This window comes from uncultured Parasphingorhabdus sp. (assembly GCF_963677535.2).
In the GTDB taxonomy this organism is placed as follows: Bacteria; Pseudomonadota; Alphaproteobacteria; order Sphingomonadales; family Sphingomonadaceae; genus Parasphingorhabdus.
Genome location: NZ_CAXXUT010000001.1, coordinates 863,845 through 888,238, shown reverse-complemented (window position 1 = coordinate 888,238; position 24,394 = coordinate 863,845). Strand labels below are relative to the sequence as shown.

The 24,394-nt window shown below is 58.2% G+C and carries 24 protein-coding genes and 4 tRNA genes; 14 read left to right on the top strand and 14 right to left on the bottom strand.

Translation table 11 applies throughout. The annotated features are described in order from the left end of the window. Positions 1-11 precede the first annotated feature (11 nt). The gene (locus tag ACHZCJ_RS04290; protein WP_321324174.1) at positions 12-470 is read left to right on the top strand and encodes a hypothetical protein; all 459 of its coding nucleotides are present in this window, start codon (positions 12-14) and stop codon (positions 468-470) included. Here the strand turns inward: ACHZCJ_RS04290 and trmFO are convergent. After that, complete coding sequence (trmFO, locus tag ACHZCJ_RS04285) at positions 467-1,819, bottom strand: methylenetetrahydrofolate--tRNA-(uracil(54)-C(5))-methyltransferase (FADH(2)-oxidizing) TrmFO (protein WP_321324172.1); 1,353 nt, start codon at positions 1,817-1,819, stop codon at positions 467-469. The genes ACHZCJ_RS04290 and trmFO overlap by 4 nt on opposite strands. A 97-nt stretch (positions 1,820-1,916) precedes the next feature. On the opposite strand from trmFO, the gene ACHZCJ_RS04280 reads away from it, so the two are divergent. Then, positions 1,917-2,606 (top strand): lysoplasmalogenase family protein, encoded by a 690-nt coding sequence (locus ACHZCJ_RS04280; RefSeq protein WP_321324170.1) that lies wholly within the window; start codon positions 1,917-1,919, stop codon positions 2,604-2,606. Here ACHZCJ_RS04280 and ACHZCJ_RS04275 read toward each other — a convergent pair. The 4 genes from ACHZCJ_RS04275 to yaaA form a co-directional block, all read right to left on the bottom strand. Next, positions 2,597-3,433: a TauD/TfdA family dioxygenase gene (locus ACHZCJ_RS04275; RefSeq protein WP_321324168.1), complete on the bottom strand. Its 837-nt coding sequence runs from the start codon at positions 3,431-3,433 to the stop codon at positions 2,597-2,599. The two genes, ACHZCJ_RS04280 and ACHZCJ_RS04275, sit on opposite strands and share 10 nt — an antisense overlap. 102 nt (positions 3,434-3,535) lie before the next feature. Further along, positions 3,536-6,229 (bottom strand): DNA gyrase subunit A, encoded by a 2,694-nt coding sequence (gyrA, locus tag ACHZCJ_RS04270; protein WP_394700058.1) that lies wholly within the window; start codon positions 6,227-6,229, stop codon positions 3,536-3,538. A 169-nt stretch (positions 6,230-6,398) separates the two neighbouring features. Next, positions 6,399-7,103, bottom strand: coding sequence for an SDR family NAD(P)-dependent oxidoreductase (locus ACHZCJ_RS04265; RefSeq protein ID WP_321324164.1), 705 nt, complete (start codon positions 7,101-7,103; stop codon positions 6,399-6,401). After that, a complete protein-coding gene (yaaA, locus tag ACHZCJ_RS04260) occupies positions 7,100-7,858 on the bottom strand; it encodes a peroxide stress protein YaaA (RefSeq protein WP_321324162.1) in 759 nt (252 codons plus the stop codon). The genes ACHZCJ_RS04265 and yaaA overlap by 4 nt, the downstream gene beginning before the upstream one ends. A gap of 187 nt (positions 7,859-8,045) precedes the next feature. Here yaaA and ACHZCJ_RS04255 point away from each other — a divergent pair, with 187 nt between their 5' ends. After that, the gene (locus ACHZCJ_RS04255) at positions 8,046-9,335 is read left to right on the top strand and encodes a hypothetical protein (protein ID WP_321324160.1); all 1,290 of its coding nucleotides are present in this window, start codon (positions 8,046-8,048) and stop codon (positions 9,333-9,335) included. 48 nt (positions 9,336-9,383) lie between these two features. On the opposite strand, the gene ACHZCJ_RS04250 is transcribed toward ACHZCJ_RS04255, so the two are convergent. Further along, the gene (locus tag ACHZCJ_RS04250; protein WP_159642137.1) at positions 9,384-9,857 is read right to left on the bottom strand and encodes an Lrp/AsnC family transcriptional regulator; all 474 of its coding nucleotides are present in this window, start codon (positions 9,855-9,857) and stop codon (positions 9,384-9,386) included. A 73-nt stretch (positions 9,858-9,930) separates the two neighbouring features. Between ACHZCJ_RS04250 and ACHZCJ_RS04245 the strand changes: the two genes are divergently transcribed. The 4 genes from ACHZCJ_RS04245 to ACHZCJ_RS04230 all read left to right on the top strand — a co-directional run bounded on the left by ACHZCJ_RS04245 (position 9,931) and on the right by ACHZCJ_RS04230 (position 13,146). After that, positions 9,931-11,709 (top strand): histidine kinase dimerization/phospho-acceptor domain-containing protein, encoded by a 1,779-nt coding sequence (locus ACHZCJ_RS04245; protein ID WP_321324157.1) that lies wholly within the window; start codon positions 9,931-9,933, stop codon positions 11,707-11,709. A gap of 150 nt (positions 11,710-11,859) precedes the next feature. Continuing rightward, positions 11,860-12,777: a polysaccharide deacetylase family protein gene (locus tag ACHZCJ_RS04240; protein WP_321324154.1), complete on the top strand. Its 918-nt coding sequence runs from the start codon at positions 11,860-11,862 to the stop codon at positions 12,775-12,777. A gap of 110 nt (positions 12,778-12,887) precedes the next feature. Beyond that, a tRNA-Ile gene (locus ACHZCJ_RS04235) sits at positions 12,888-12,964 on the top strand. 105 nt (positions 12,965-13,069) lie between these two features. Further along, positions 13,070-13,146: transfer RNA gene (locus ACHZCJ_RS04230), tRNA-Pro, on the top strand. Between the two features lie 56 nt (positions 13,147-13,202). Here ACHZCJ_RS04230 and ACHZCJ_RS04225 read toward each other — a convergent pair. Further along, on the bottom strand, positions 13,203-13,790 hold the full coding sequence (locus ACHZCJ_RS04225; RefSeq protein WP_321324152.1) for a DUF4126 domain-containing protein: 588 nt from the start codon (positions 13,788-13,790) through the stop codon (positions 13,203-13,205). A 105-nt stretch (positions 13,791-13,895) separates the two neighbouring features. On the opposite strand from ACHZCJ_RS04225, the gene ACHZCJ_RS04220 reads away from it, so the two are divergent. After that, the gene (locus tag ACHZCJ_RS04220) at positions 13,896-14,720 is read left to right on the top strand and encodes an NUDIX domain-containing protein (RefSeq protein ID WP_321324150.1); all 825 of its coding nucleotides are present in this window, start codon (positions 13,896-13,898) and stop codon (positions 14,718-14,720) included. Positions 14,721-14,725: 5 nt separating this feature from the next. On the opposite strand, the gene ACHZCJ_RS04215 is transcribed toward ACHZCJ_RS04220, so the two are convergent. Beyond that, positions 14,726-14,802: transfer RNA gene (locus ACHZCJ_RS04215), tRNA-Arg, on the bottom strand. 103 nt (positions 14,803-14,905) lie between these two features. Between ACHZCJ_RS04215 and ACHZCJ_RS04210 the strand changes: the two genes are divergently transcribed. After that, positions 14,906-15,733 (top strand): queuosine precursor transporter, encoded by an 828-nt coding sequence (locus ACHZCJ_RS04210; protein WP_321324148.1) that lies wholly within the window; start codon positions 14,906-14,908, stop codon positions 15,731-15,733. A 1-nt stretch (position 15,734) separates the two neighbouring features. Here the strand turns inward: ACHZCJ_RS04210 and ACHZCJ_RS04205 are convergent, their stop codons facing one another. Beyond that, positions 15,735-16,166: a hypothetical protein gene (locus tag ACHZCJ_RS04205; RefSeq protein WP_321324146.1), complete on the bottom strand. Its 432-nt coding sequence runs from the start codon at positions 16,164-16,166 to the stop codon at positions 15,735-15,737. A gap of 172 nt (positions 16,167-16,338) precedes the next feature. On the opposite strand from ACHZCJ_RS04205, the gene ACHZCJ_RS04200 reads away from it, so the two are divergent. Both ACHZCJ_RS04200 and ACHZCJ_RS04195 read left to right on the top strand, forming a co-directional pair. Continuing rightward, positions 16,339-16,875: a peroxiredoxin gene (locus ACHZCJ_RS04200; RefSeq protein WP_159647874.1), complete on the top strand. Its 537-nt coding sequence runs from the start codon at positions 16,339-16,341 to the stop codon at positions 16,873-16,875. Positions 16,876-16,948: 73 nt separating this feature from the next. After that, a complete protein-coding gene (locus ACHZCJ_RS04195; RefSeq protein WP_321324143.1) occupies positions 16,949-17,464 on the top strand; it encodes a 2'-5' RNA ligase family protein in 516 nt (171 codons plus the stop codon). Here the strand turns inward: ACHZCJ_RS04195 and ACHZCJ_RS04190 are convergent. Beyond that, positions 17,461-18,696 (bottom strand): FAD-dependent oxidoreductase, encoded by a 1,236-nt coding sequence (locus ACHZCJ_RS04190; RefSeq protein ID WP_321324141.1) that lies wholly within the window; start codon positions 18,694-18,696, stop codon positions 17,461-17,463. The two genes, ACHZCJ_RS04195 and ACHZCJ_RS04190, sit on opposite strands and share 4 nt — an antisense overlap. 178 nt (positions 18,697-18,874) lie before the next feature. Here ACHZCJ_RS04190 and ACHZCJ_RS04185 point away from each other — a divergent pair. Beyond that, positions 18,875-18,951: transfer RNA gene (locus ACHZCJ_RS04185), tRNA-Met, on the top strand. Positions 18,952-19,108: 157 nt separating this feature from the next. Here the strand turns inward: ACHZCJ_RS04185 and ACHZCJ_RS04180 are convergent. Continuing rightward, positions 19,109-19,639 carry a hypothetical protein gene (locus ACHZCJ_RS04180; RefSeq protein ID WP_321324139.1) on the bottom strand — a complete coding sequence of 177 codons (531 nt, stop codon included), beginning with the start codon at positions 19,637-19,639 and terminating at the stop codon, positions 19,109-19,111. A 491-nt stretch (positions 19,640-20,130) separates the two neighbouring features. On the opposite strand from ACHZCJ_RS04180, the gene ACHZCJ_RS04175 reads away from it, so the two are divergent. Together ACHZCJ_RS04175 and trxB are read left to right on the top strand one after the other, a co-directional pair. Beyond that, positions 20,131-21,393, top strand: a complete 1,263-nt coding sequence (locus ACHZCJ_RS04175; RefSeq protein WP_321324137.1) for a hypothetical protein — start codon at positions 20,131-20,133, stop codon at positions 21,391-21,393. Between the two features lie 212 nt (positions 21,394-21,605). Then, on the top strand, positions 21,606-22,571 hold the full coding sequence (gene trxB / locus ACHZCJ_RS04170) for a thioredoxin-disulfide reductase (protein ID WP_159642153.1): 966 nt from the start codon (positions 21,606-21,608) through the stop codon (positions 22,569-22,571). Here the strand turns inward: trxB and ACHZCJ_RS04165 are convergent, their stop codons facing one another. From ACHZCJ_RS04165 to ACHZCJ_RS04155, 3 genes are read right to left on the bottom strand one after another with little or no spacing between them, the layout of a single operon-like run. Beyond that, a complete protein-coding gene (locus ACHZCJ_RS04165) occupies positions 22,572-23,405 on the bottom strand; it encodes a hydrolase 1, exosortase A system-associated (RefSeq protein WP_321324135.1) in 834 nt (277 codons plus the stop codon). Next, positions 23,390-24,097 carry a hypothetical protein gene (locus tag ACHZCJ_RS04160; RefSeq protein WP_321324133.1) on the bottom strand — a complete coding sequence of 236 codons (708 nt, stop codon included), beginning with the start codon at positions 24,095-24,097 and terminating at the stop codon, positions 23,390-23,392. The genes ACHZCJ_RS04165 and ACHZCJ_RS04160 overlap by 16 nt, the downstream gene beginning before the upstream one ends. Then, entirely contained in the window at positions 24,094-24,366 is a 273-nt protein-coding gene (locus tag ACHZCJ_RS04155) for an acyl carrier protein (protein WP_321324131.1), read from the bottom strand. The genes ACHZCJ_RS04160 and ACHZCJ_RS04155 overlap by 4 nt, the downstream gene beginning before the upstream one ends. Between the last annotated feature and the right edge of the window lie 28 nt (positions 24,367-24,394).

The window sequence follows — 24,394 nt, the reverse complement described above, 5'->3', positions numbered from 1 at the left end:
GGGCTGTGCCTATGAAGAAATTCCTCGCCGGTGCGGCCGGCATGATCCTGATGCTGACCGCCGGCCTGTTTCTGTGGATTGGCGCGGAGGGGCAGGATGTTCCGATGCCCGAAGCCCCGCCGCCACCGGAACCGCCGGATCCCGAAGTCCTGCCCGTTGCCGAGCTGGACGCCGAAACGATCGGTCCAACGCCTCCTGAAGCCTATAAGGCGACGCGGGAAGAGATGCGGTTCAACCGCTATGACCGCAATCGGGACGAAAACATAACCCGTCTGGAAATGATGAGCAGCCGCACCGATGCATTCCGCAAGCTGGATACGGATGGCAATAATCTTTTGACCTTCGAGGAATGGGCGATTTCCACCAGCGAGCGTTTCGCCGGTGCGGACAGCGACGGGAACGGGCAATTGACGCGCACGGAATTCCGCACCACCCGGCCGAAACGAAGGACTGCGCGGTGCAAATGCTAGGCGAGCTGGATATCTTCTGACGATATCGGTTGCAGCCATCGAGCGAAATCAGCCCGGGCCCTGCTGGTATAGGCTTCCTTGCGTTCCTTCTTCTTGACCCGCTGCTCGAACGGCGGGAACAGGCCGAAATTGACGTTCATCGGCTGATAGTCGCGCGCATCGGCACCGCCGGTAATATGGGACAGCAAGGCGCCAAAAGCAGTGGTCTGCGGGGGCAGGGTGAAGGGCTCTCCGCGGATCTCGGCCGCGACCATCCGGCCGACCATCAGCCCGACCGCCGAGCTCTCGACATAGCCTTCGCAGCCGGTGATCTGGCCAGCGAAGCGGATATGCGGCGCTTTTCTAAGGCGCAATTGCTGGTCGAGCAGCTTGGGCGCGTTGATGAAGGTATTGCGGTGCAATCCGCCCATCCGGGCAAATTCGGCATTTTCGAGGCCGGGTATCGTTCTGAGCAACTCGGTTTGTGCACCATATTTGAGCTTGGTCTGAAAGCCGACCATGTTCCACAAGGTCCCCAGTGCATTGTCCTGTCGCAGCTGGACTACCGCATAGGCCTTGCCTCCGGTATGGCTGTTGGTCAGGCCGACCGGCTTCATCGGGCCATAGCGCAGCGTTTCCGGACCGCGCGAGGCCATTACTTCAATCGGCATGCAGCCCTCGAAATAGGGCGTGTCCATTTCCCATTGCTTGAAGTCGGTTTTCTCGCCGTCGAGCAGGCCCTGGATGAAGGCCTTATATTGTTCCTCGTCCATCGGGCAGTTGATATAGTCCTTGCCATCGCCTTCCGGTCCGACCTTGTCCCAGCGCGACTGCATCCAGGCGATGTCCATATTGATGCTGTCTTTATAGACGATCGGGGCGATCGCATCGAAAAAGGCCAAGGAGTCCTCGCCAGTCGCAACGCCGATGCTTTCCGCCAGAGTCATCGCGGTCAGCGGGCCTGTGGCGACAATCGTCAGACCGCTTTCGGGCAATTGATCGATCCGCTCGCGGACAATCTCGATATTGGGATGTTCGCTCAACCGCTGTGTGACACCCTCGGAGAAATGATCACGGTCAACCGCCAGCGCCGATCCGGCGGGCAGGCGGTGCTTGTCGCCTTCGCCAATGATGATCGAATTGAGATCGCGCATTTCCTGATGCAGCAGGCCGACGGCATTTTTCTCCGCATCATCGGAGCGGAAGCTGTTCGAGCAGACCAGTTCGGCCAGGCCGTCGGTTTGATGAGCGGGGGTCATCTCGCCGCTTCCGCGCATCTCGGAAAGGCGTACTTTTACACCCTGTTCCGCAAGTTGCCATGCTGCTTCCGACCCGGCGAGTCCGCCGCCAATGATATGTACTTGTGTCATGCGCGCCTTAGTGTTGCCCCATGGCCGCAATGTCAATCTGGCAGTCGTTCGGCTTGCATGTTAAAGACCGTGGCAACGAGGGGGAGATGATATTCCGATGAAAAGTGCCTTTGCCGAGAACCGGCCATTTTTGCTGCTCAGCCTGCTGTTCGGCATCAGCTATTATTTCGCCTGTGTGCTCAACAGTCCGGAGCTGCCGGAGCCTCTGATTATTCTCTGGAAGGGGCTCGGCGTCAGCTTTCTGGCGATCTACGCGCTGGTCCGGCTGCACCGGCTGGATGGCAAGATTGTCGGGGCGATCATGGCATTTGGTGCGATCGGCGACATGGTGCTGAAATACGATATGGCGATCGGGGCGGTCGCGTTCATGATCGGACATTTTTTCGCCATTGCATTCTATTCGCGCTATCGGCGACATAAGCTTGCATTCAGCCAGAAAATCTTCGCAATATTCCTAGTCCCGCTCTCGGTATACATCGCCTGGGCATTGCCATCCAACAGGACCGACGCGCTGATGATCGCAATCTATTGCCTGTCGGTGGCGGTAATGGCATCCATGGCCTGGACCAGCCGGTTTACCCGTTATCAGGTCGGCGCGGGGGCGATCCTGTTCCTGGTTTCAGACTTGCTGATTTTTGCGCGCATGGGGGCGTTGGAAAACAGCTTCGTGCCGACCCTGCTGGTCTGGCCTCTCTATTATTTCGGCCAGTTCATGATTGCCACGGGGATCGTCAGAACGCTGCGGCATGAAATGGCGGCGGATAGTGCCGACCCGGTTCAGCCCTGATAGGCGGCGATCGTGGTCCGGTGCAAAAGCCGGTCGTGCCCGTCATAGCCGCCGGTCGCGCAGTGCAGCACCGAACGATTGTCCCACATGACCAGCATGTTGGCTTGCCACTTGTGGCGATAGATGAACTCCTCGCGGCTCTGCCAGACATATAGTTGCTGGAGCAGGGGCAGGGCCTTGTCCGGCGCCATATCTTCGAAGCCGATAATATAGCCGAGACAGCTGAATAGTCCGGGGCGACCGGTTTCCGGATGGTCGCGGACCAGCGGGTGTGTCTGCGTCTCGCGCGCGGATTCATCGGGACGGATCGCCATGCTGCGGCCTACATCCTGTTCGCCATAGGCACCATCTGGCGCATAGGCCATCTGCGCGCTGTGGATCGCGGTCAATCCTTCATATTGCGCGCGCATGTCCGGCGGCATCGCATCGAGTGCCGCATGCTGATTGGCGAACAATGTATCGCCCTCGACCGGCGGGATCGTGATGCCCAGCAGACAGGTCCCCGCCGGCGGCTGCGCCTGAAAGCTCCAGTCGCTATGCCAGTTTTCCGCAAACAAAGGCGATGTTTCATCGGCATCGCGCCGGATGGCGGCAATATGCTGGCGGCCTTCGATGGGATCGAAAAACGGGTCGGTGCCAAAGTCACCAAAATAACGCGTGAACCGCTCGAGATCGTCGTCATCCATCGCCTGATCGGGGAAGGAGAGAATATGATGTTCCAGCCAGGCCGATCGGATATTGGCAATGGCTTCATCGGAAAGCGGCTGTGTCAGGTCAACACCCGTCACTTCGGCTCCGCAGGCTTGCCCGGATAGTGTGACCTTCATCGGCGTTCCCCTCGGCATTATTCTCGTTCGTGCGGAGCCTGTCGAAGCGCCTCTTTCTAGTGAGAGGCGTCCTTCGACAAGCTCAGGACGAACGGCATTAAATCATTCGGCGTTGTCTTCTTCCGGTGCTTCTGGCTCAGCCGCAACATCGCCGTCCGAAACGCCCTGATCGACCATTTCCTCGACTACGGCGTCTTCCGCTTCGTTTTCCGGCTCTTCTTCCTTGTCAATCTTGGCGGCGCCGACGACTTTTTCGCCCTTGGCGACGTCGAACAATTTGACGCCCGAGCTGCTCCGGCCGATCACGCGCATATCCGCGACTTTCATCCGGATCAGCTTGGCCTGGTCGGTGACCAGCATGAGCTGCTCGTCGTCCGACGCGCGGAAGCTGGCGACGACCGTACCGTTGCGCTTGATATTGTCGATGTTGAGAATACCCTGGCCACCGCGGCCCGACTGGCGATATTCATAAGCGCTCGACCGCTTGCCATAGCCGTTCGCGCAGACGGTGAGGATGAAATCCTCGGTCTCGCTGAACTCTGCCATGCGTTCGGCGGACAGTTCGGGAGCATTTTCATTATCCTTCCAGGGCGCGGCCTTGAGATACTGGTCGCGTTCTTCGGTCGAGGCTTCGAACCCGCGCAGGACCGACAGCGAAATCACCTCGTCGTCGCCCTTCAGCGCGATACCGCGGACACCGGTCGAGGTGCGGCTCTGGAACGAACGGACGGCGTCACCGGCGAACCGAATCGCCTTGCCGTTCTTGGTCGCGAGCAGGACATCGTCATTGCCGGTCAGCAATTCCACGCCGATCAGGCGGTCATCGCTGTCCTCGTCGAACTTCATCGCGAATTTTCCGTTGGACGGCACATTGGTGAAGCTGTCCATGCTGTTGCGCCGGACGCTGCCTTTGGCAGTCGCGAACATGACGTGCAGATCGGCCCATTCGGCTTCGTCTTCCGGCAATGGCAGGACGGTGGATATGGTTTCCCCGTCAGCCAGCGGCAGAAGGTTGATCATCGGCCGACCCTTGGTCTGCGGTCCGCCTTCCGGCAGTTTCCAGACCTTCAGGCGATAGACCTTGCCGTGGGTCGAGAAGAACAGCACCGGCGTATGGGTCGAGGTCACGAACAATTCGGTGACCGCATCCTCGTCCTTGGTCGCCATGCCGGCGCGGCCCTTGCCGCCGCGGCGCTGGGCCCGGAACGTGTCGAGCGGCGTCCGCTTGATATAGCCGCCATGGGTGACGGTCACGACCATCTCGGACCGTTCCATCAGATCCTCGTCTTCCAGACCATCCCAGGCAGCGGTTATTTCGGAGAGGCGCGGCGTGGCGAACTGGTCGCGCACTTCTTCCAGTTCTTCGCGCATCACCGCGTAGAGTTTCGCGCGGTCGGCCAGGATCGCAAGATATTCCTCGATCGCCGCGGCCAGTTCCTTCAGCTCGTCGCCGATTTCCTCGCGGCCGAGCGCCGTCAGTTTCTGCAGACGCAGATCCAAAATCGCTTTCACCTGGACCGCAGAGAGTGTGTAGCTGTCGCCCTCGATATCGGTTTCGGTCGCTTCGACCAGACGGATATAGGGTGCGATTTCGGCAATCGGCCATTCGCGCCGCAGCAGGGATTCGCGGGCCTCAGCCGGGGTCGCGGAACCGCGAATGATCCGTACGACCTCGTCCATATTGGTGACCGCAACCACCAGGCCAAGCAAGATATGCGCCCGTTCGCGCGCCTTGTTCAGTTCGAACTTGGTGCGGCGGGTGATGACTTCCTCGCGGAACTTGACGAAGGATTCGATGATGTCGCGCAGATTGAGCACTTCCGGACGACCGCCGCGAATAGCGAGCATATTGGCCGGGAAGCTCGACTGGGCAGGGGTGAAGCGCCAGATCTGGTTGAGCACCACATCCGGGGTTGCATCGCGTTTCAGCTCGATGACCACGCGGACACCGGCGCGACTGGACTCGTCGCGGATGTCGGAGACGCCCTCGATACGCTTGTCTTTCGCGGCTTCGGCGATTTTTTCGACCAGAGCGGATTTGCCGACCTGGAAGGGAATCGATGTCAGAACGATCGAGCGCTTGTCGCCGCGTCCTTCCTCGATCTCGTGGCGGGCGCGCATCATGATCGAACCGCGGCCGTCCTTATAGGCGGCGCGGGCGCCGGACCGGCCCAGGATCAGCGGTGCGGTCGGGAAATCGGGGCCGGGAACAATTTCGATCAGCTCGTCGATCGTGATACCCGGATTTTCGATATAGGCGAGGCTGGCGTTGACCACTTCGCCGAGATTGTGCGGCGGAATATTTGTGGCCATGCCAACCGCGATACCACCGGCGCCATTGACCAGCAGATTGGGGAAACGGGCAGGGAGCACGCTCGGTTCCTGCAGGCTGCCGTCATAATTGGGAATGAAATCGACCGTATCCTTGTCGAGATCGTTGAGCAGGAAATTGGAAACCTTGTTCAGCCGCGCTTCGGTATAACGCATCGACGCGGGCATGTCCGGATCCATCGAGCCGAAATTGCCCTGGCCATCGACCAGCGGCACCCGCATCGACCAGTCCTGCGTCATCCGGGCGAGCGCCATATAGATCGCGCTGTCGCCATGCGGGTGATAGTTGCCCATTACGTCACCGACAATCTTCGCGCATTTGCGATAGGGCCGTCCGGCGACCATACCACCTTCCTGCGCGGCAAATAATATGCGGCGATGGACGGGCTTCAGGCCATCGCGGACATCGGGCAGCGCGCGGCTGACGATGACCGACATGGCATAATCCATGTAGCTGGTTTTCATCTCGTCGACGATGTCTATCGGCTCGATATGGGACGGCGACGGCGGAGTGGTTTGTTCGTTCACAAACGGACCTTTTTTATATGTTTTTTCTTGCCGGTTCTTCTAGGCGAACGGGTCGGCAAAAGCCAGCCTTTCGGGCCAGTTTTACAATAATATTACACCGCTTTTCTCAGGGCGCGATTTCCGTACCGTCCCATGCAAAAATCTTGCCGCTATCGGCGGGTTTCAGCGCTTCCAATACGGTCAGAAGCTGGCGTGCGGCGCGACCGGGATCGAACAATTTCCCGGGCGGGACATTGGCTTGAAACGGGACGCTCAATTCCGTGTCGACGGTCCCCGGATGCAGCGCGACGATGATCGACTTTTCATTCTTGCGCGACCATTCGATCGACAGATTGCGGATCATCATGTTGAGCGCCGCCTTGGACGCGCGATAACCGTGCCAGCCGCCGAGGCGATTATCCGAAATGCTGCCAACCCTGGCCGATACTGCGGCGAACCGAATGGGCTCTTTTTTCTCCATCAGCGGCAGAAAATATTTGGCCGCCAGCGCGGGGCCAATCGCATTGACCTGAAAATTTTTCAGCAGCCAGTCGGCGTCGAGCTGGCGCAGGCTTTTTTCCGGCCCTCTGGCACCTTCGTGGAGCAGGCCGGTCGCGACGAAGACAAGCGAGGGGGTGATCTCCCGGTCCTTCAGCCAGTGAGCGGCTTCGCATATGCTGTCTTCGCGGGTGAGGTCGATCGGGATCGGGCTGTTGCCGGACCGGGACAGCCGGACGACCGTGTCATATTCGCCGCCAGCATCGAGCGTATCGGCGATCGCGCCACCAATTCCGCCGGACGTACCGATCACGACGGCGGATCGTCCCGTCATGTCCGCAGGAAACGAAGGCTGCTTTCCGTGCTGCTGTCGTCGTCATAGCGATAGCCGTCATAGTCGAAGCCCTTGAGCGCTTCCGGATCGGTGAGATGATTCTCGCAGATATAGCGGGCCATCATTCCGCGGGCGCGTTTGGCCTCGAAGCTGATGAACTTTGGGCCGTCGGGACTGTCCTTGCGGAAATCCACCTCGATGACCCGGCCGGGCAATTTTGCGACATGCGGCTTGACCGATGCCCAATATTCGTTGCTGGCCAGATTGACAATCGTGTCGCTGCCGACCTGCTCCATATCGGCGGCCAGCGCGGTGGCGATCTTGTCTTTCCAGAAATCGGTCAGCTTGTTGTAGCGTGGCGCCCATTTCGTCCCCATTTCCAGACGGTGCGGGCGGATCGGGTCGAGCGGCCGCAGCAACCCGTAAAGACCGGAAAGAATGCGCAGATGGTCCTGGGCAAAGGCCAAGCTCTCATCGTCGAGACTGCCGGCTTCGAAGCCGGAATAGACGTCGCCATTATAGGCGTAAATTGCCGGTCGTTCGGGCTGATCGAAAAATTCGCTATACCGTTGCCGGTTCAGCGCGATCAGATTGTCAGAAACCGGCATGATGGACTTCAGTTTCTTGACCGTCAAATTTCCGATTGCCTTCGCCAGCTTTTCCGTTTCGTCCGGGAAGCGGTTTTCCGATGGCGGGGTGGCTGGGATAGTCGATTCAAAATCGAGCGATTTGGCGGGGGATATGATTGCAAGCACGCGATTTTACCTCATTATATATTCGTAGCTGTCCACCGGTGGCAGCGACCCCGGACTGTTCAACCTCTATTCAGCGGAATAACGCTAGAAAAGACGAGAAAGCTTGGTAATAGGGCCAAGAGTGTATGGTGCAACCATATTCCGGAGAACACGTTTCTCCCAAATAATTACTATCCGGAGGATTTTCATGCGTTTTATATCTCATTTTTCCATGGCCGTCGCATTGGCCACGGTTGGTGCGCTCGCCCTGACGGCCGTGCCGCAGCAGGCCGAGGCAGCAAAGAAGAAGTCGAAAGGCCCGAAAAACAGCAAGGAATTCACCGCCGTGATCATTCCTGTGCAAAAAGCCATGGAAGGTGACGATCCGGCAGCAGCCAAGCCGCTGATGGAGAATGTTCTGGCCCAGCCATGGACCGGATTCGACCAGTTTGTCGCCGGACAATTTGCTGTTAACCTCGGCGTGAAGCTGAAAGACCAGGGTCTGCAGGAAAAAGGCTTGGGTGCCATGGTCGCCAGCGGATTTGCGCCTGCCGAACAAATGCCTGCCTTCAATTTCTATCTCGGCAATTTCGCCTTTGGCGACGAACGCTGGAGCGAAGCCCAGCATTATTTCCAGGCAGCCTATGATCTTGGCTATCGCGGTAATAATTTCGAACCGTTGCTGGCTGAAACCTACTTCAAGCAGAATATGCCAACCGAAGGTCTCGCCAAATGGGATCAGCTGATCAAGGATGCCAATGCGTCCCAGACCAAGGCACCGGAATCATGGTATCGCTTGGCACGCGATCGCGCTCTGGCGACCGGTAACATGGGTGCCTATGCGACCTGGGCGGCGAAATGGGCTGCCGCATATCCGTCGGGCGATTCCTGGGCCGATGCAGTATCGGCAACCCGGCGCACTACGCAGGCAGACAGCACACAGAATCTGGAACTGTTGCGGTTCATGAAAGCCGCGGGCGCGCTGAAATCTTCCAATGACTATAAGGAATATGCCGAGGAAGCGCAGCGCAAGAACCTTTTCGGTGAAGTGGTCGCGGTTCTGGAAGAGGGCCAGCAGAATGGAACCGTCGGTGCTTCCCATCCGCTGATCGCCGAAGTCCTGGCTCCGGCGCGGCGCGAAGTGTCCGCCGACAAGGCCTCGCTTCCGGCGCAGCCTTCTGGCGTCCGGGGATCGGGCAGCAGCTCGGTGATGATGAATTTCGCCGATGTATGGCTCGGCTACAAGGATTTTGACAAGGCCGTCGCCTTTTACGAAGCGGGACTTGCCAAGCCGGGTGCGGACATGAACCGCGGTTATATGGGTATCGGTACGGCGTACGCCTATGCCGGCAACTATTCCGCAGCCAAGCAGGCGTTCAGCAAGGTGTCGGGAACCCGCGCCCCGCTAGCCGGGATGTGGCAGACATGGATTGGCCAGCAGACAGCAGCAGCCGCACCTGCGCTTGCACCTGCGGCAGCCGCAGAACCGGCAAGCTAGTCGCTTCCCAACCGAATATTTGAAAAAGGGCGCTATTGGCGCCCTTTTTTATTCTTGAATAGGAACGCCAGGCAGATGTTTGGCGGATCGGATCGTCAGCGATGTCTTCACGCTGGCAACATTGGGCGCCGACGTCAGCTGGCTGGTCAGGAAACTCTGAAACTGCTGCAGATCCTTGGCGACCACCTTCAATATGAAATCAATCTCGCCATTGAGCATATAGCATTCGCGGACTTCCGGGAGCTGCTGTACATGTTCTTCAAAGGCCTGCAGATCCGATTCCGCCTGGCTTTTCAGGCTTACCATCGCGAATACTGTGATCGTGTACCCCATTTTGGCTGGGTCAATCGCGGCATGATAGGAATTGATAATCCCTTCGTCTTCCAGCGCACGCATGCGGCGGAGGCAGGGAGGCGCGGTCAGGCCTACACTATTTGCGAGTTCCACATTGGTAATCCGTCCATCATCCTGCAACCGTTGCAGGATTTTCAGATCAATGTCGTCGAGGTTTGTATCAGCCATAGGGGAGTAATATCCGTTCGCGAATCATTTGATGGTTATAATATAATAAGTTGCCCAAGCAACGTTTTCTCCCATGTCCCACATTGTGACGCGAAATTTTCATCCCTTCCCGATGCAGCCCGAAAGGGTTATCACCCAGTTAACAATTGGATACACCACCTATTTTCTGGATCTGACATTGCGCTTCGATGACCGCCTGACCACCGTGCTCAAGGGGAGCCTGCCGGAAGGCTCCGGTGCCGCAACGCAATGGCGGCAGGTGGTCGATCTTCTCGCACAAAAACCGGCCGGGCTGGCGAATCAGGACGTCCAGGCGGGCCTGACCCGTCTCCGCGATCTGCACGAACGGGTTTCCGAACAGGATCGCCTGACCGCCGTACAGGCGCTGAACGGCCGGTTGCGTTCCGCGCCGTTGCTGGTCTATTTGACCGCCGATAGCGATGCGGTTTGTGACGCGGCCATGGCGGCGGCGGATCTGACACCGGAAATCTGCGCTGACGCCTTTCCCAGGCTTTCGCCGCGCGCCCAGCAGCAATTGCGTGAGCAAGGGTTCGACATGGCTGAGGGCCAGCCGCCGGCGCCTGTTCTGCCAACCGTTACCGAAGCGCTGCTATCCGATGATGGACCGGAGGACGAGGTCGCAGCGGATTGCGCCGCAGACCCGGCCGACGACCCTGCCGGACAACTGGCAGAATCGCAGATCAGCGCACTGGTCGAGAAAATTGCCGACTATCAGAAGAACCGCCCGGCCGAACCGCCGCGCGCTTCGGTCAGCGAAGACAGCAGCAGGAACAGCTTTGCCGAATCGCTCGAGACGATCCGTTTCGAAACCGATGAGTCGGGCACGATCAACTGGACCGAAGGGCCGCCAAAGGGCGCGATCGTCGGCGTCACCATCGCCCAGCCGGCCTTCGACGAAGGGCCGGGACCCGACGCTTATGGTGCCGCGGCATTTCGCCAGCGCATGCCAATGGAAAATGCCCGGATGCGGTTGTGCGGCGGAACCGTCGTCACCGGTGACTGGCGGATGAGCGCGATACCCTGTTTCAGCGAGGAGACGGGCCGGTTTGAAGGATATCGCGGCATCATGCGGCGACCCAATATAGCCGAGGACGCAGGCCAGAGCGGCATCGAAGTCGAGCGCCGCGAGCAGTTGCAGCAACTCATTCATGAATTGCGCACGCCGCTGAATGCGGTGATCGGATTCAGCGAAATTATCGAGCAGCAACTGTTCGGCCCGGCCTCCTATGAATATCGTTCTCTGGCACGCAATATAATGGATGAAGCACGGCGACTGCTAGCCGGTTTTGAAGATCTGGATATTGCGGTCAAGGTCGACTCCGGCCAGTTGCGGGAATCCAGCGGCACCACCAGAGCGGACTGGCTGTTCGAGCGGATGGCGCAGCGCCTGCAGGGGCTGACACATAGCAAATTGGTCGAACTCAATATCAGCAAGGCCGAGCCGGTCCGGCCCTTCGCGCTCGACGGCGAGTCGGTGGAGCGGATTTTTGCCCGCTTGTTGTCGGCGGCGATCATCTCCTGCGAGAACGGGGAAACGCTGAAGGGCGAATTGCGGACCCGGATCGGCGTGCAGCCGACCAACCGGTTCACCCTGTCGCGGCCGTCTCGGATCAAGGATGTTGCAGAAAGCAAGCTGCTCGACCCGTCGCAGGGAATCGACGGCGAGGCAGGCGAATCCTCGCTGCTGGGGCTGGGATTCTCGCTGCGGCTGGTCCGGAATCTCGCGCAGTCGGCGGGCGGATCGCTCACCATTAATGCGGATAACATTGCCTTGACCCTACCGGCAGCGACGACTAGCAAAATCAAGATCCGCGAAACTGAGTCAGAATAGCCTGTCAGCTTTTGGCTTTAGTTCCGCGAGATTAGGGGCAATGGGGGGACGGCAGACATTTCGGTACAGGGGCATCATCCGATAAAAATCCGGAGGCCGGACAGTCCTGTCGTCTGGCCGGAAAATTTCGGAAGACGCTTTCTGGTCTCGGTGGATACCGAGGAGGAATTTGACTGGGACGCCCCGTTCCGGCGCGAAGGCCATACAACGCTTTCGGTATCCGAATTGCAGGCCTTTCAGCAATTTGCCGAGACGCTCGGCTTCAAACCGGTCTATTTTATCGATTTTGCGATCGTCCAGAATGATGAAGCCGCGGCGTTCCTGAGGATTGTGGCGGAGCGGAAAACCGCCGATATCGGGGTTCATCTGCATCCCTGGATCAATCCTCCTTTTGACGAACAGCTAAACGTCCACAACAGTTTTGCCGGCAATCTGCCGAAAGAACTGGAAGAACAGAAGCTTGTCATTCTGCGCAATGCGATCCGCGACCGGATCGGCATCACCCCGACGATTTTCCGCGCCGGCCGCTATGGCATCGGGCCGCACACGATCGACTTGCTGGTCAAGCACGGCTTTGTCATGGACAGCAGCATAAGATCGCGATTCGACTATAGCGGGGAAGGCGGCCCGGACTTTCTCTCGGCTGGTCCGGAACCGTTCTGGTGGGGGAGCGAAAACAGGCTTCTCGAAGTACCGCTGACGACGGTCTATTCGGGCCTGTTGCGCAAACAGGCCGGTCTAGTCGCCGGGATGATGGAAAGGCACCCGCTGGTCAATGCCCTTTGCTCCCGCAGCAAGATGCTGGAACGTATTCCGTTGACCCCGGAAGGTATTTCCGCCCGCGAGACGAAGGAAGCCATCGACGTCGCTCTGGACGATGATTTGCGCTTGCTGGTGTTCTCCTTCCACTCACCCTCGCTGTCGCCGGGCCATACGCCCTATGTGCAGACGCAGCAGGAACTGGACGGCTTCTATGACTGGTGGCGGGAGGTCATCGCGCACCTCGAAACAAGGAACGTCAAACCAATCGAAATCGACGAATTGATCAGGTCTGCACGGGGCTTCTGATATTTGATTGCCGCCAATCGCACGAATTGCGACGATCAGTCTTGCCAAATCATCCCGGCTTCCGCTATCGCACCCTCCCATTGAGCATTGCCTGAAAAAGCGGCTCATACGGGCCTGTAGCTCAGTTGGTTAGAGCTGGCCGCTCATAACGGCTAGGTCGGGGGTTCGAGTCCCTCCGGGCCCACCATATTCTTTCCAGAGCCGAGATTTGCCGCGCTTGCGGGCGGTGGCAAAAAAGAAGCGTAAAAACCCTTTGCTTTTCCTAAAAGCACCGCCTAGGGGAAGCGCGCGTCGGGGAGTGGCGCAGCCTGGTAGCGCACCTGTTTTGGGTACAGGGGGTCGCAGGTTCAAATCCTGTCTCCCCGACCATTTTTCCCTCTGTATCTTGCGCTTTCTGTGCGGACCGGTCGCGGCTCCGCCGCCGGCTAGCTGCCGTTCGATACTATTTTCCGCCAGAGCCTGAAACCCTTGTAGATCAGAATCAGGCACAGGATCAGCATCAGCGAGGCGATGACCAGTGCGGCAACCGGATTGGCGAAGGCGAGGAACAGCAGCCCGCCGGTCGCGATATCCTCGCCGGTTGAGACCACAGCGTTGCTGACCGGCTCCGGACTGGTGTTGACGAGGGCGCGGGCGCCCGACTTGGCGCCATGGCTCACCAGCGCCGCGCCGCCGCCCAGAAGGAACACCACCACCTGCCAGACCGGATCGCCGGCATCGACAACCGCCAGGGCCAGCAGCGCCCCGCCCAAGGGCCGGATCGCGGTGTGAATCGTATCCCAGGCCGAATCGAGCCAGAGAATCTTGTCGGCAAAAAATTCGGCCACAGCACCAAATGCGCTGATCGCCAGAACCCACGGGTTGGCCAACGCATCCAGCATCTGCAGATTTTCCGGCAGGCTGATCCATTGCAGACGCATCGCGAGGCCGGTGACAAATATCGTGAGATACAGCCGCCAGCCCGATAACAGGCTGACGCTACCGGCCAATCCCAATAGCTCGACGATACCCATTTTCCGATTCTGCCACGCCGGCTGGAATTTGGCAAATGTCTTCGCCCCGGACCGCTATTCATCAAAAGACTTGGCAAAGCAGTTGCTTGCTGTTCATATGAAGCGATGAATGATCCAGCGACCAGCAACGATAGGCCAGCAACCGACGCCATTACCGGCAAACCCATGCCCAAGCCCATTCCCGCTTCCACGCTGGTGATCTTCCGCGATCAGCCGGGTCAGAATGCCCCCGACCTGCTGATGGTCGAGCGTTCGGCGAAGATGGTCTTCGCTGCGGGCGCCGCGGTGTTCCCCGGTGGCCGGATCGATGACGCGGATTTTGAATTTGCCCGGAAGCTGGGCCATGACGATGTCGACGAATATGGCGCGCGCATCGCCGCGATCCGCGAAACGATCGAGGAAACGGGTATTGCGGTCGCGGTGGAGGGCGATCTTGATGCCAGGCGTATCCTGGACGCCCGCGCCGCGTTGCACGAAGGCACCGTTCTGGCCGATATCTGCAACCAGTTCGACTGGCAGCTGGAGCTGGAAAAACTGATTCCTTTCACGCGCTGGTGTCCGCCCTTTGCGGAAAAGCGCGTGTTTGACACGCGATTCTACATGATCTCGCACGACGACCACCAGGCGCTGGCGACGGTCGATGAGACGGAAAATTACAATCTGTTCTGGGGCAATGCGCAATCGGTGCTCGATCGCGCCGAAGCCGGCGAGGTGAAGATCATCTTCCCGACCAAGCGCAATCTCGAGCGGCTGGCGCAATTCGGGTCGTTTGACGAGGCCGTGGCCCATGTGAAGGACCACCCGTCGGTGATGGTCTCGCCCAATATTGAAAAACGGGGCGAAGAAGTCCATCTGTGTATCCCGGAAGGTATCGGCTATCCGATTACCTCGGAGCCTATGGACGCCGTCCAGCGCGGTTTCAAAAAATAGGAAAATGGTGCGCCCGGCAGGACTCGAACCTGCTGCCTCAAGATTAGAAGTCTCGCGCTCTATCCAGATGAGCTACGGGCGCGCCATGGCATGGGCTTTAGCCATCTTTTGACCGGCTGCAAACCGTGATGTGCATCGGCCGCCATAAATGTTGAATTGTCGCAGGCGCGGGCTAAGGTCGGGCGATGACCGATAATTCCATAGTCCGCACATCCGCTTCCAGCCAGACCGGTCACCGGTTCCGCTATTATGATTTCGTGATGGCGGCTTTTGTGACGGTGTTGCTGCTCTCCAATATTATCGGCGCGGCGAAACTGACCTATCTGCAGATATCCTGGTGGCCGGACGGATGGTGGCCGGCTGCCGACGGTCTTTTCATCTATGGCGCCGGCATACTTTTCTTTCCTATCGGCTATGTCATCGGCGATGTGCTGACTGAGATTTACGGCTTTGCGAGAGCCAGGCGGGTGATCTGGACCGGCTTTGCCGCATTGCTGTTTCTTGCGCTGATGAGCTGGGTGGTGGTCAAGCTGCCACCGTTTGACGGATGGCTCTGCCCTCCCGCCAGCGACGCATTGCGGTTCGCCGATCCCGCCCTGCCGGATAACAAGGGCGCGATCTGCCAGCAGAATTACGAAGCCGTGTTCGGCAGCGCCTGGCGGATCGTTATCGCCTCGATCACGGCCTTCTGGGCCGGCGAATTTGTGAATAGCTATGTGATGGCTCGGATGAAGGTCTGGACGCAGGGCAAGGCCTTGTGGAGCCGGACCATCGGTTCAACGGTGGTGGGGCAGGGGGTCGACAGCCTGATCTTCTATCCGCTGGCCTTTCTCGGCGTCTGGGAAACCTCGGCGGTGATCACCGTCATGGTTACCAACTGGCTGCTGAAAGTGCTGTGGGAAGCGGTGCTGACGCCGCTGACCTATCTGGTGGTCGGCTGGCTCAAGCGACGCGAGGGTGTCGATATCTATGATGAAGATACCGACTTCACCCCGTTTAGCACATCAGCCTGATCTAGCGCAGCAGGCCGTTCTTTTCGGCGCGCAGCGAAAATAGGGCAAAACCCGCGGCACAGGCCAGAATCAATATTGGCATGGTCCATCCCTGACCGGCGACAAATTCGCTATAGCCATCGAGAATGAAATGGCTGCTGAACTGCACAAGGACGGCGAGCAGGGAGAGCAGGAACAGGCGCACCGCGATCCGTTTCCTCAGCAGCAAGGCGAGGGCCGCGGCGAATCCCGAAAATACGGCAATCGCAAAAGCAGCGGTGACCCAGAAAGGCTGCATTGACATCAGATCCTGTTCCACCTGGGGCAGGGCGGCAAACTGTTCCGCGCTCATCATGATCTGCTGAAAATAGGCGAGCAGGCCGATTGCGTTCCACAACACAGCCACGACCGCGACGGCCCAGAACCAGACTGGCGTTTTCTGTATATTATCCATGAGCACCCTCCATCCTCTCCATTTGTCCGGACGAACTTGTGCCGGAAGTCGCGCCTTTTCAAGCAAAGCTTGGTTTTGAGTGGCTCTATCAATCAGTAGAGACAGATAAATCAATTAAACCTGTTAAATATTTGGTGCTAGGCGGCCAGCGTTCAACCAAATGGAGCCAATGATGATCGGTAGAAATATCCCTGAAGTAACCCTGAAAACCCGCGTCCGCGACGAATCGCTCGGTGGTGAGAATCCCTTCCGCTGGGAAGATGTGAATACCAAGGAGCTGTTCGCCGGCAAGCGCATAGCCGTTTTCTCCTTGCCGGGTGCATTCACCCCCACCTGCTCGAACGAGCAGTGCCCGGCCTATGAGCGCCTCTATGAAGAATTCCAGGCGCGCGGTGTTGACGAAGTCTATTGCATCTCCGTGAATGACGCCTTTGTGATGTTCCAGTGGGGCAAGTCTCTCGGTCTGAAAAAAATCAAGTTGCTGCCCGACGGATCGGGCGACTTTACCCGTCGCATGGGCATGCTGATCAAGAAAAACCATCTTGGTTTCGGTGACCGTAGCTGGCGCTACTCTATGATTGCCGACGATGGCGTTGTCAGCGCATGGTTCGAAGAGCCGGGTATCAATGATGATGGTGTTGACAATGATCCCTATGTCGAATCGACCCCTGAAAAGCTGCTGGAATGGCTGGACAACAACAAGGTCTAAGCCTTTATGCCCGATGGCAGGGAACCGCGAGCAAGAAATTGCTCGCGGTTTTTTATTGTGCGATAGGGGGCGCATGGAGCGCCTGAACAAACCCATCATCATGACGGCGCAGATGGGCAAGGCAGATTTCGCCTGGGCCAACGGCCTGCGCCAGCGCTATTTTCCGCCTGAACGCAATGTGGTCGACGCGCATATCACCCTGTTCCACCATCTGCCGCCCCAGGCGCTGGATGAAGTAAAGGCCGCCATTGCCGGGCTCGCTGGCACCCTGCCCAAACCGGAAGCGCATTTATCCGGCTTGATCCATCTCGGAAACGGCGTGGCATACAGGCTGCATGCACCGGAGCTTCTGGCGCTCCGGATGGAGCTCGCCGATCGCTTTGCCGGCCTGCTGATCGCGCAGGACCAGCAAACACCCCGGCTGCATATCACCGTCCAGAACAAGGTCAGCGCCCGGGAAGCCGGGCACCTGTTCGACATATTGTCGGCCGGATTCGAACCGCGTCCCTTTGACATTCACGGGATCGGGCTGCATTATTATCTCGACGGTCCATGGCAGACCATCCGGACATGGCCGTTCAGAGGCTAGTAGACGCCAACTTCCTTGATCGGAATCTCCGTATTGGCCAGCTCGTTCTTGTCGAGGTTCAGTCCCTCGACCACCGCTTTGCGGCCCTGCACATAATCCTTGGTCGCGTTGACGCAATCCAGTGCGACGACCTTGCCGTCGCGATAATAAATTACCGAAAAGCTGCGCGAATCGGGATCGCCGCGGACGACATAGCTGTCGTGGCCGGTCGAAAGGCCGACGGTCTGCAATTTCAGATCATATTGGTTCGACCAGAACCACGGCACGGCGTCATATTCGGTTTCCTCGCCAAGAATATCGAGGGCCGCCACTTTGGCCTGGTCATTGGCGTTCTGGACCGATTCAAGCCGGATCATCGCGCCGTCGGCAAAGGCATTGCTGTGTGCGGCACAATCGCCGATCGCATAGACATCTTCCAGACTGGTGCGGCAATGCTGGTCGACGTCCACGCCATTGCCGGTTGCGGCGCCAGCGGCCACGAGCGGGCCGGTTTCGGGGATGATACCGATGCCGACGACGAACATATCGGCGTCGAGCTTGCGACCGTCGGTGAGGATGACCGCGGTTGCGATGCCATCCTCGCCGGTCTCAAAACCGGAAACCGTGGCGCCCAGTTCTATGGTCACACCCTGTCGACGATGCTCGGCCTCGAAAAAACGGGACAGCGTTTCACCTGCCACGCGAGACAGCACCCGGTCGAGCGATTCGACAACGGTGATCTGCTTGCCCAATTTGGTCAGCACAGCGGCCGCTTCCAGTCCGATATAGCCGCCGCCGATAACCACGACTTTCTTGACGCCGGGCAGGGCGGCCATGATCTTGTCGACATCGGCGCGTGAGCGCACGGCGTGAATGTTACGCGCCTGGCTGCCCGGACAATCGAGCATCCGCGGAGAGCCGCCGGTGGCCCAGATCAGCTTGCCGAAGCCGATCTCGTCATCGGAGGCCAGGGTTACTTTCTTGCCAACCGGATCGAGTTTCGACACCCGCCGGCCGGTAAGCAAATCAATATCGCGCTCCAACCAGAAGCTTTCCGGGCGTAGCAAAATCCGTTCGAACGGCTTGTCTCCGGCGAGATATTCCTTGGACAGCGGTGGCCGCTCATAGGGCGGGTATTTCTCGTTGCCGACCAGACCGATCGATCCTTCAAATTTTTTCTGGCGCAAAGCGATGGCTGCTTGCGCGCCCGCATGGCCCGCGCCAACAATCAATATGTCATAAAATGCGTTCATATCTGCCCCTTGGTACCACATATCGGCTTGGAAAAGCGCTGTTAGCGCGGATCGTATTGGCCGTGCAAGTTTTAGCGTATTTCTTACTTCCGCTTGTTGACCAGACCGAAGGCTATGACTATAGCGCCGCCGTCCAGAGAGAGTTTTGCCGGAATATTGTGAACCGGCTTAACCTGTTGGCGGAGTAGCTCAGGTGGTTAGAGCAGTGGAATCATAATCCATGTGTCGGGGGTTCGAGTCCCTCCTCCGCTACCATTACCAGTTGTAAAAAACGCAGTTTTAGGTGGTTGTTTGGCAAAGTGTGCCAAGATTCTTATGGGTTTTTGCTCGCTTTTGGCACAAATATCGGTCAGTTTTGGCACGCTTGTGTAGTACTGGATATTCGATACGGGTAGGTATAGGTCACCGCAGATTAGTCGGGCCAAGACACATTTTGGGCTTTGCTCTTCACGACGTGATGCCGTCGATTGTACAAAGCCGAAACTAGGGATGTGGCTACCATCATGAATCGCTGCCTTGGGTCAGTCACTTTCGACACATGCCCTGCTTCTAGGGCGTCCAAGATTCCCATCCCAACCTGCAACGCATTAGCTCGATCCCGCAGCTGTGGTTCGTCGAATGAGCACTTTAGATTGTGCGCAAACTTATTCCTGATTTTCCTGATAAGTTCAATATCTCGAAACTCGTTGGCATCAATCAAACCAAGGGAGCGGGAAGCCGCGGCTTTGGCAGAGAGAGTTGAAAGTGGTGCATAGGGGGCCTTGAATAGGCTGTCGGTGGCAGGTGTCTCGATAAGAAAACCTCTCAACACCTCTTCCAACATCTCTTCGAGTAGAGCGGCGACTATAAGGGTGCTGCCTCTATCGGTCTCTTCTCTCAGAGTGTTCAGGTAATTCCTCAGACGGTCATAGTAGGGATCGTCGAACTGCAGTTTGTCGTTCATGCGCGCAATCCTCGGTTCATTCCGTTATGTCTTCTACTTCTCATTATCCTTTCTGGCACAGATACAACATGACTGGCACTGCATTCGCGATAGTCTTCAATTAAAAGTTCGATTTTGTAGGATTTTGAGTGTGCCAAACTGTGCCAACCGGCAGTGATTCTGGCACAGTTCTCGTGGCACAGATAGTAGAGTTACATCTAAAGCATTGATTCTAATGAGAAATCATGGTCCCTCCGCTACCAACAAAGACGCATGATCTATCACGGTCACCCAATCAGCAAACATGCTATTGTGCGGCAGAAGCCCGCGCCGTTGATTGGCCGGGACATAGCGCGCTTAGAGTCTTTCTATTGCCGGTTTCTCAGTGTCATTGTGTCTGCCCGTAAAACGGGCGTGGTTGTGGAAAATTTAACGCAATTGGATTTGGCCGGACATTTCGTTTAGGGCATGGGGTCCCGGTTCGTCTCGGGGGGATGAAACAGGAGGAATATTTGAGCAAGGTTCAAGCAGCACTTTCGGTGATGGCCGTCGGAGTCACGGGGGCATTCGCAACCGGAGCATTGGGCCTGTCCCCTGATCCGGTTGTAGCCGAGGTTGCTATTGCCATGAACAGCAGCACCGCCTGTCTGGGGTGCAATGTTGAAACCGGAGACGGGCAAAAGCAGCGGGCTATGTCGTCGGTCCGGCCGGCCGGTCTCTCTGTCGCCATCCATGGCAGCCGGCAGTTTGCGGTCGATTCTCCGGATTCGCAGGCGCAGCCCGGAGGCGACGGTACCCCGGACGATCGGCAGGCACCGGCCCTGGACGACAAGGCCTATGTGCCCCCCGCGCAGGTGGAACCACCATTGCCGGAACTGCCGCCGGTCCCGCAATTGTTGCAGCAGGATTATCCGGACTGCCGCGAAGATCATCTGCATCTGGCGGATCCGCACGACAAGGCGAAGAATATCAATGCATGCACGACGGCGCTGGACAATTATTACAGCGGCGTGCTGACCGAATATCGCGAGCGGATGAACCAGTATCAGGATGAGCTTTCCCGGATATATAACGAGAAAGTGGCGGGGCGGATGGAATATTCCGCCGCCAGCCGGGATCGTTTCTACCAGGAAATAATGCAGGAACATGCAAATTCCGACCCCGATGGTGCCAATATGGCGATCTACCGGGCGGCCGAACAGCTGTATCAGGCGGACCGCAATTATCTGAGCGACCGCTATTGCTACAACACCGGCTGCGGCGGTTATCCGGTGCCGGAAAATTACGGCTATACCTATGTGGCAGAGAGCCTTGCCAAGACCGACAAGCCGAAGAAGAAGGCCAGGGAAAAATCTGCGGACAATAAAAGCTGCAAGAAATCCAGAGGGCGCGGCGGTCTGCTTGGCGGCATTTTCGGTAGCGTGGTCGGCTCCGTGGCCGGACTCGACGATGTCGGAACGCTGATTGCCGGTGCGGTCGGCGCGGTGCTTGTTGGCGAGATTGCCTGCAAATTGAGTCAGGATGAACAGGAAAAGGCGGCGGAAGCCACTTTCGCCGTGGTTGAACAGGAGGAAGTGGGAGCGGTAGCCAAGTGGGAGAGCCCGACCAGGGGCGGGGTCTCCGGATCGTCCACGGTGACAGCCCTCAATACCGAGCCAAACGGTCGCAAATGCCTGACGATCACCGATGTTGCGATTATCGATGGCGAAGAGACACGCATATCCAAACAGATGTGCCGCGCCGCCGGGGAATCCAAATATGCAATCACGGCCTGACCACCGGCTGATCTAGTATTGGAGATATCCGGCCCGTCAATGCTGGCGGAACCCGCCTGTCATTGCGATATTCAGCCGGCTCGCGCGCTGTCAATGGCCGCTATCACCGGCGATAATTATTCTTCGCCGCTTTTGCCGGTGATAGGCCTTGCCTACCGGCGTCCGGCATCCCTATTTGCAGGTAACAGAATCATCATCGTCAGGAACGGAAAATGGCCGAAACGCATAAAACGAAAATGCTCATTCTGGGTTCGGGACCCGCCGGATTGTCAGCCGCCATCTATGGCGCGCGTGCCGGACTGGAGCCGATTGTGGTTCAGGGGCTGCAGCCGGGCGGCCAGCTCACCATCACCACGGATGTAGAAAATTATCCCGGGTTTCGCGATGTGATCCAGGGGCCATGGCTGATGGACGAGATGCAGGCGCAGGCTGAAAAAGTCGGCACCCGGTTCATCTTCGACACAATCGTCGATGTCGATTTCTCCCGGCGACCTTTCCGGATGACGGGCGATGGCGGCGACGTTTACGAGGGTGATACCCTGGTGATCGCGACCGGCGCTCAAGCCAAATGGCTGGGCCTTCCCGGGGAAGAGGAATTGTCGGGCAAGGGCGTTTCGGCCTGTGCAACCTGCGACGGCTTTTTCTATCGCGGCAAGAAGGTGGCGGTCATTGGCGGCGGCAACACCGCGGTGGAGGAAGCCCTCTATATGACCAACCATAGCGACGATGTGACGCTGATCCACCGCCGCGACAGTCTGCGGGCAGAAAAGATCCTGCAGGAACGGCTGTTTGCCAATCCCAAGATTTCCGTGCTGTGGAACACCAATGTCGAACGTTTTGTCGGCGGTGGTGAGCCGGTCGGGCTGGTCGGCCTTGATCTGGTTGACACGCAGACCGGCGCGAAAAGCCATCTCGCACTGGATGGTGCATTTGTCGCGATCGGCCACGCGCCGGCAACAGAGATTTTCAAGGGCCATCTCGACCTGATCGATGGCGGCTATATCGAGGTTGAGCCAGGCACGCCCAAGACCAAAATCCCGGGTCTGTTTGCCTGCGGCGACGTCATGGACCATGTCTATCGTCAGGCGGTGACTGCCGCTGGTACCGGCTGTATGGCCGCGCTCGATGCCGAGCGTTTTCTGGCGGAACAGGAATTCGAGCAGATCGCAGCCGAATAGTCAGGCGGCGCGCAACGCTTCCAGCAATTTTTCTGTGAGCCATTCGCTGGCCGTTTCATCGGCAAAACTGTGGGAAGCGCTGTCGAGCGTTTCGACCCGGATTATGGCTGAGTCTCGTGCCTGTGCAAAATCGGAGCTGTTCCAGGCAGAGAGAAAAGCACGGGCCGTGGTGTCGCGCTTTGCCAGCAAGATATGCGCATCCTTGTCCATCCCGCAAAGAGCATCACGTACCCGCAAGGACAGCCGGCTGTTCTGCTCCGTCTGCGAGGCGCGCCTAAGACCTTTTAGCAACTTCGCGAAATCGATTTTCCCGGAAAGCAGATCGATGATGGTGCGCGGGTTTTTGATCCGGTCCCAGTAACGGGACCGGATGGCCGCCGCCGACATGGTCGGTTCTTCGCCTGCTGCCTCCTCGTCCATCTCGATCACCCAGGGATTGGCCAGTATATAGCCATCGATACCGGCTGTAGGACCAAATAGGGCCAGTGCCGTCGCCGCATCGCAATTGCCGAAGGCGATGACCGACTGCAGCTGTGGCAGTTCCTGTCGCAGAAACGCGACGGCTGCCTTGATATCTGCGGCGCTGTCCAGAAACGTTTTATTCTCGCCACTGCTTTCACCAATGCCCCGCCGGTCATAGCGGAGCACGGGAAATCCCTGTTGCGAGAGTAGCTGCGCCAGTCGGGCCATCCCATTATGGGCGCCCGACCGGATTTCATTGCCGCCGCTGACGATGAGCAGGGCGGTGGGACCGGAGCCGGAATCCAGTGTCGCCGCGAGCGTATCGCCTTCACAGCTTATCTGGTGGAAACCGCGCGTCATTGTCCCACCCACGCTGCGATATCCTTCGCAATGGCGCAAGACATGGCCGGATCATCGCCGGGTTCGGCGCGCAGCCAAAGGGCGGAACCGTCGATCTGGACGTCGGCCGGTTTGTTATCTGAAGCAAGGCGGGCGATTCGCTGATGCTTCGGTGTCGGAGGTTTCGCGTCATTCAATTGCGAGAACAGCGCCGGCCCGATGATGTTGCCAGCAAGTTCGATCGGCTCCGCTTTGGCCTGTTCGGCCAGCCCGGAGAGGCTTGTATTCAGGCCGGTCTCCCGGTCGGCAGCGATCCTAGTGCGCATCATGGTGCGCAGTATGGCCGCGCCTTTTACCGGGCTGAGCATCCAGTGCCCGGCATCTGGCATTGCCGCAACCGTCAGCGCGCCTGCACGGAACGAGGCAATATGGGATATCCGGTGCTGCTGCGCGCAGGCCTGAACGGCGTGCTGCCAGTCGGTCAGCGTGACCTGCGCCAGCGGAACCGGGCTTTCGTTGCAGCCCGGAAGGTCGGGAAAAAAGCTTTTTATATCAAAGGTTTGCAGCGCACGCATGACATCGACCAGCATCTTGCGCATGCGGTTCATCTCGTCAAACAGCGGCGGGACCAGCATGACGTTGCGGCCGGACGGGGCATCGAGTGCCAGACATAATTCTTTGCGATCCGCAAATTCGTAGGAGACGAATGCGGGAAGGGGGGTCACTCGGTGACTTTCATCTCGGCGAAGGCGACCAGATTGCCAAAAGTCTCGAACAGTTCGCCATCGACCTCGTCATCGTCGATCATGATGTCCAGACGGTCTTCCAGTTCTGTCAGCAATCCGGCAACGGCCATGCTGTCGAGCTCGGGAAGGGCACCGAAAAGCTCGGTTTCCGCGGTAAATTCGGCAACCTGCTCCTCGCTCAGACCCAAAATATCCTGCATCACTGCACGCACGGCAGCTTCCGGCGTAACTTCGACCTTGTCTTGCATCAATTCCCCCGAATCTCGGATAACGGCG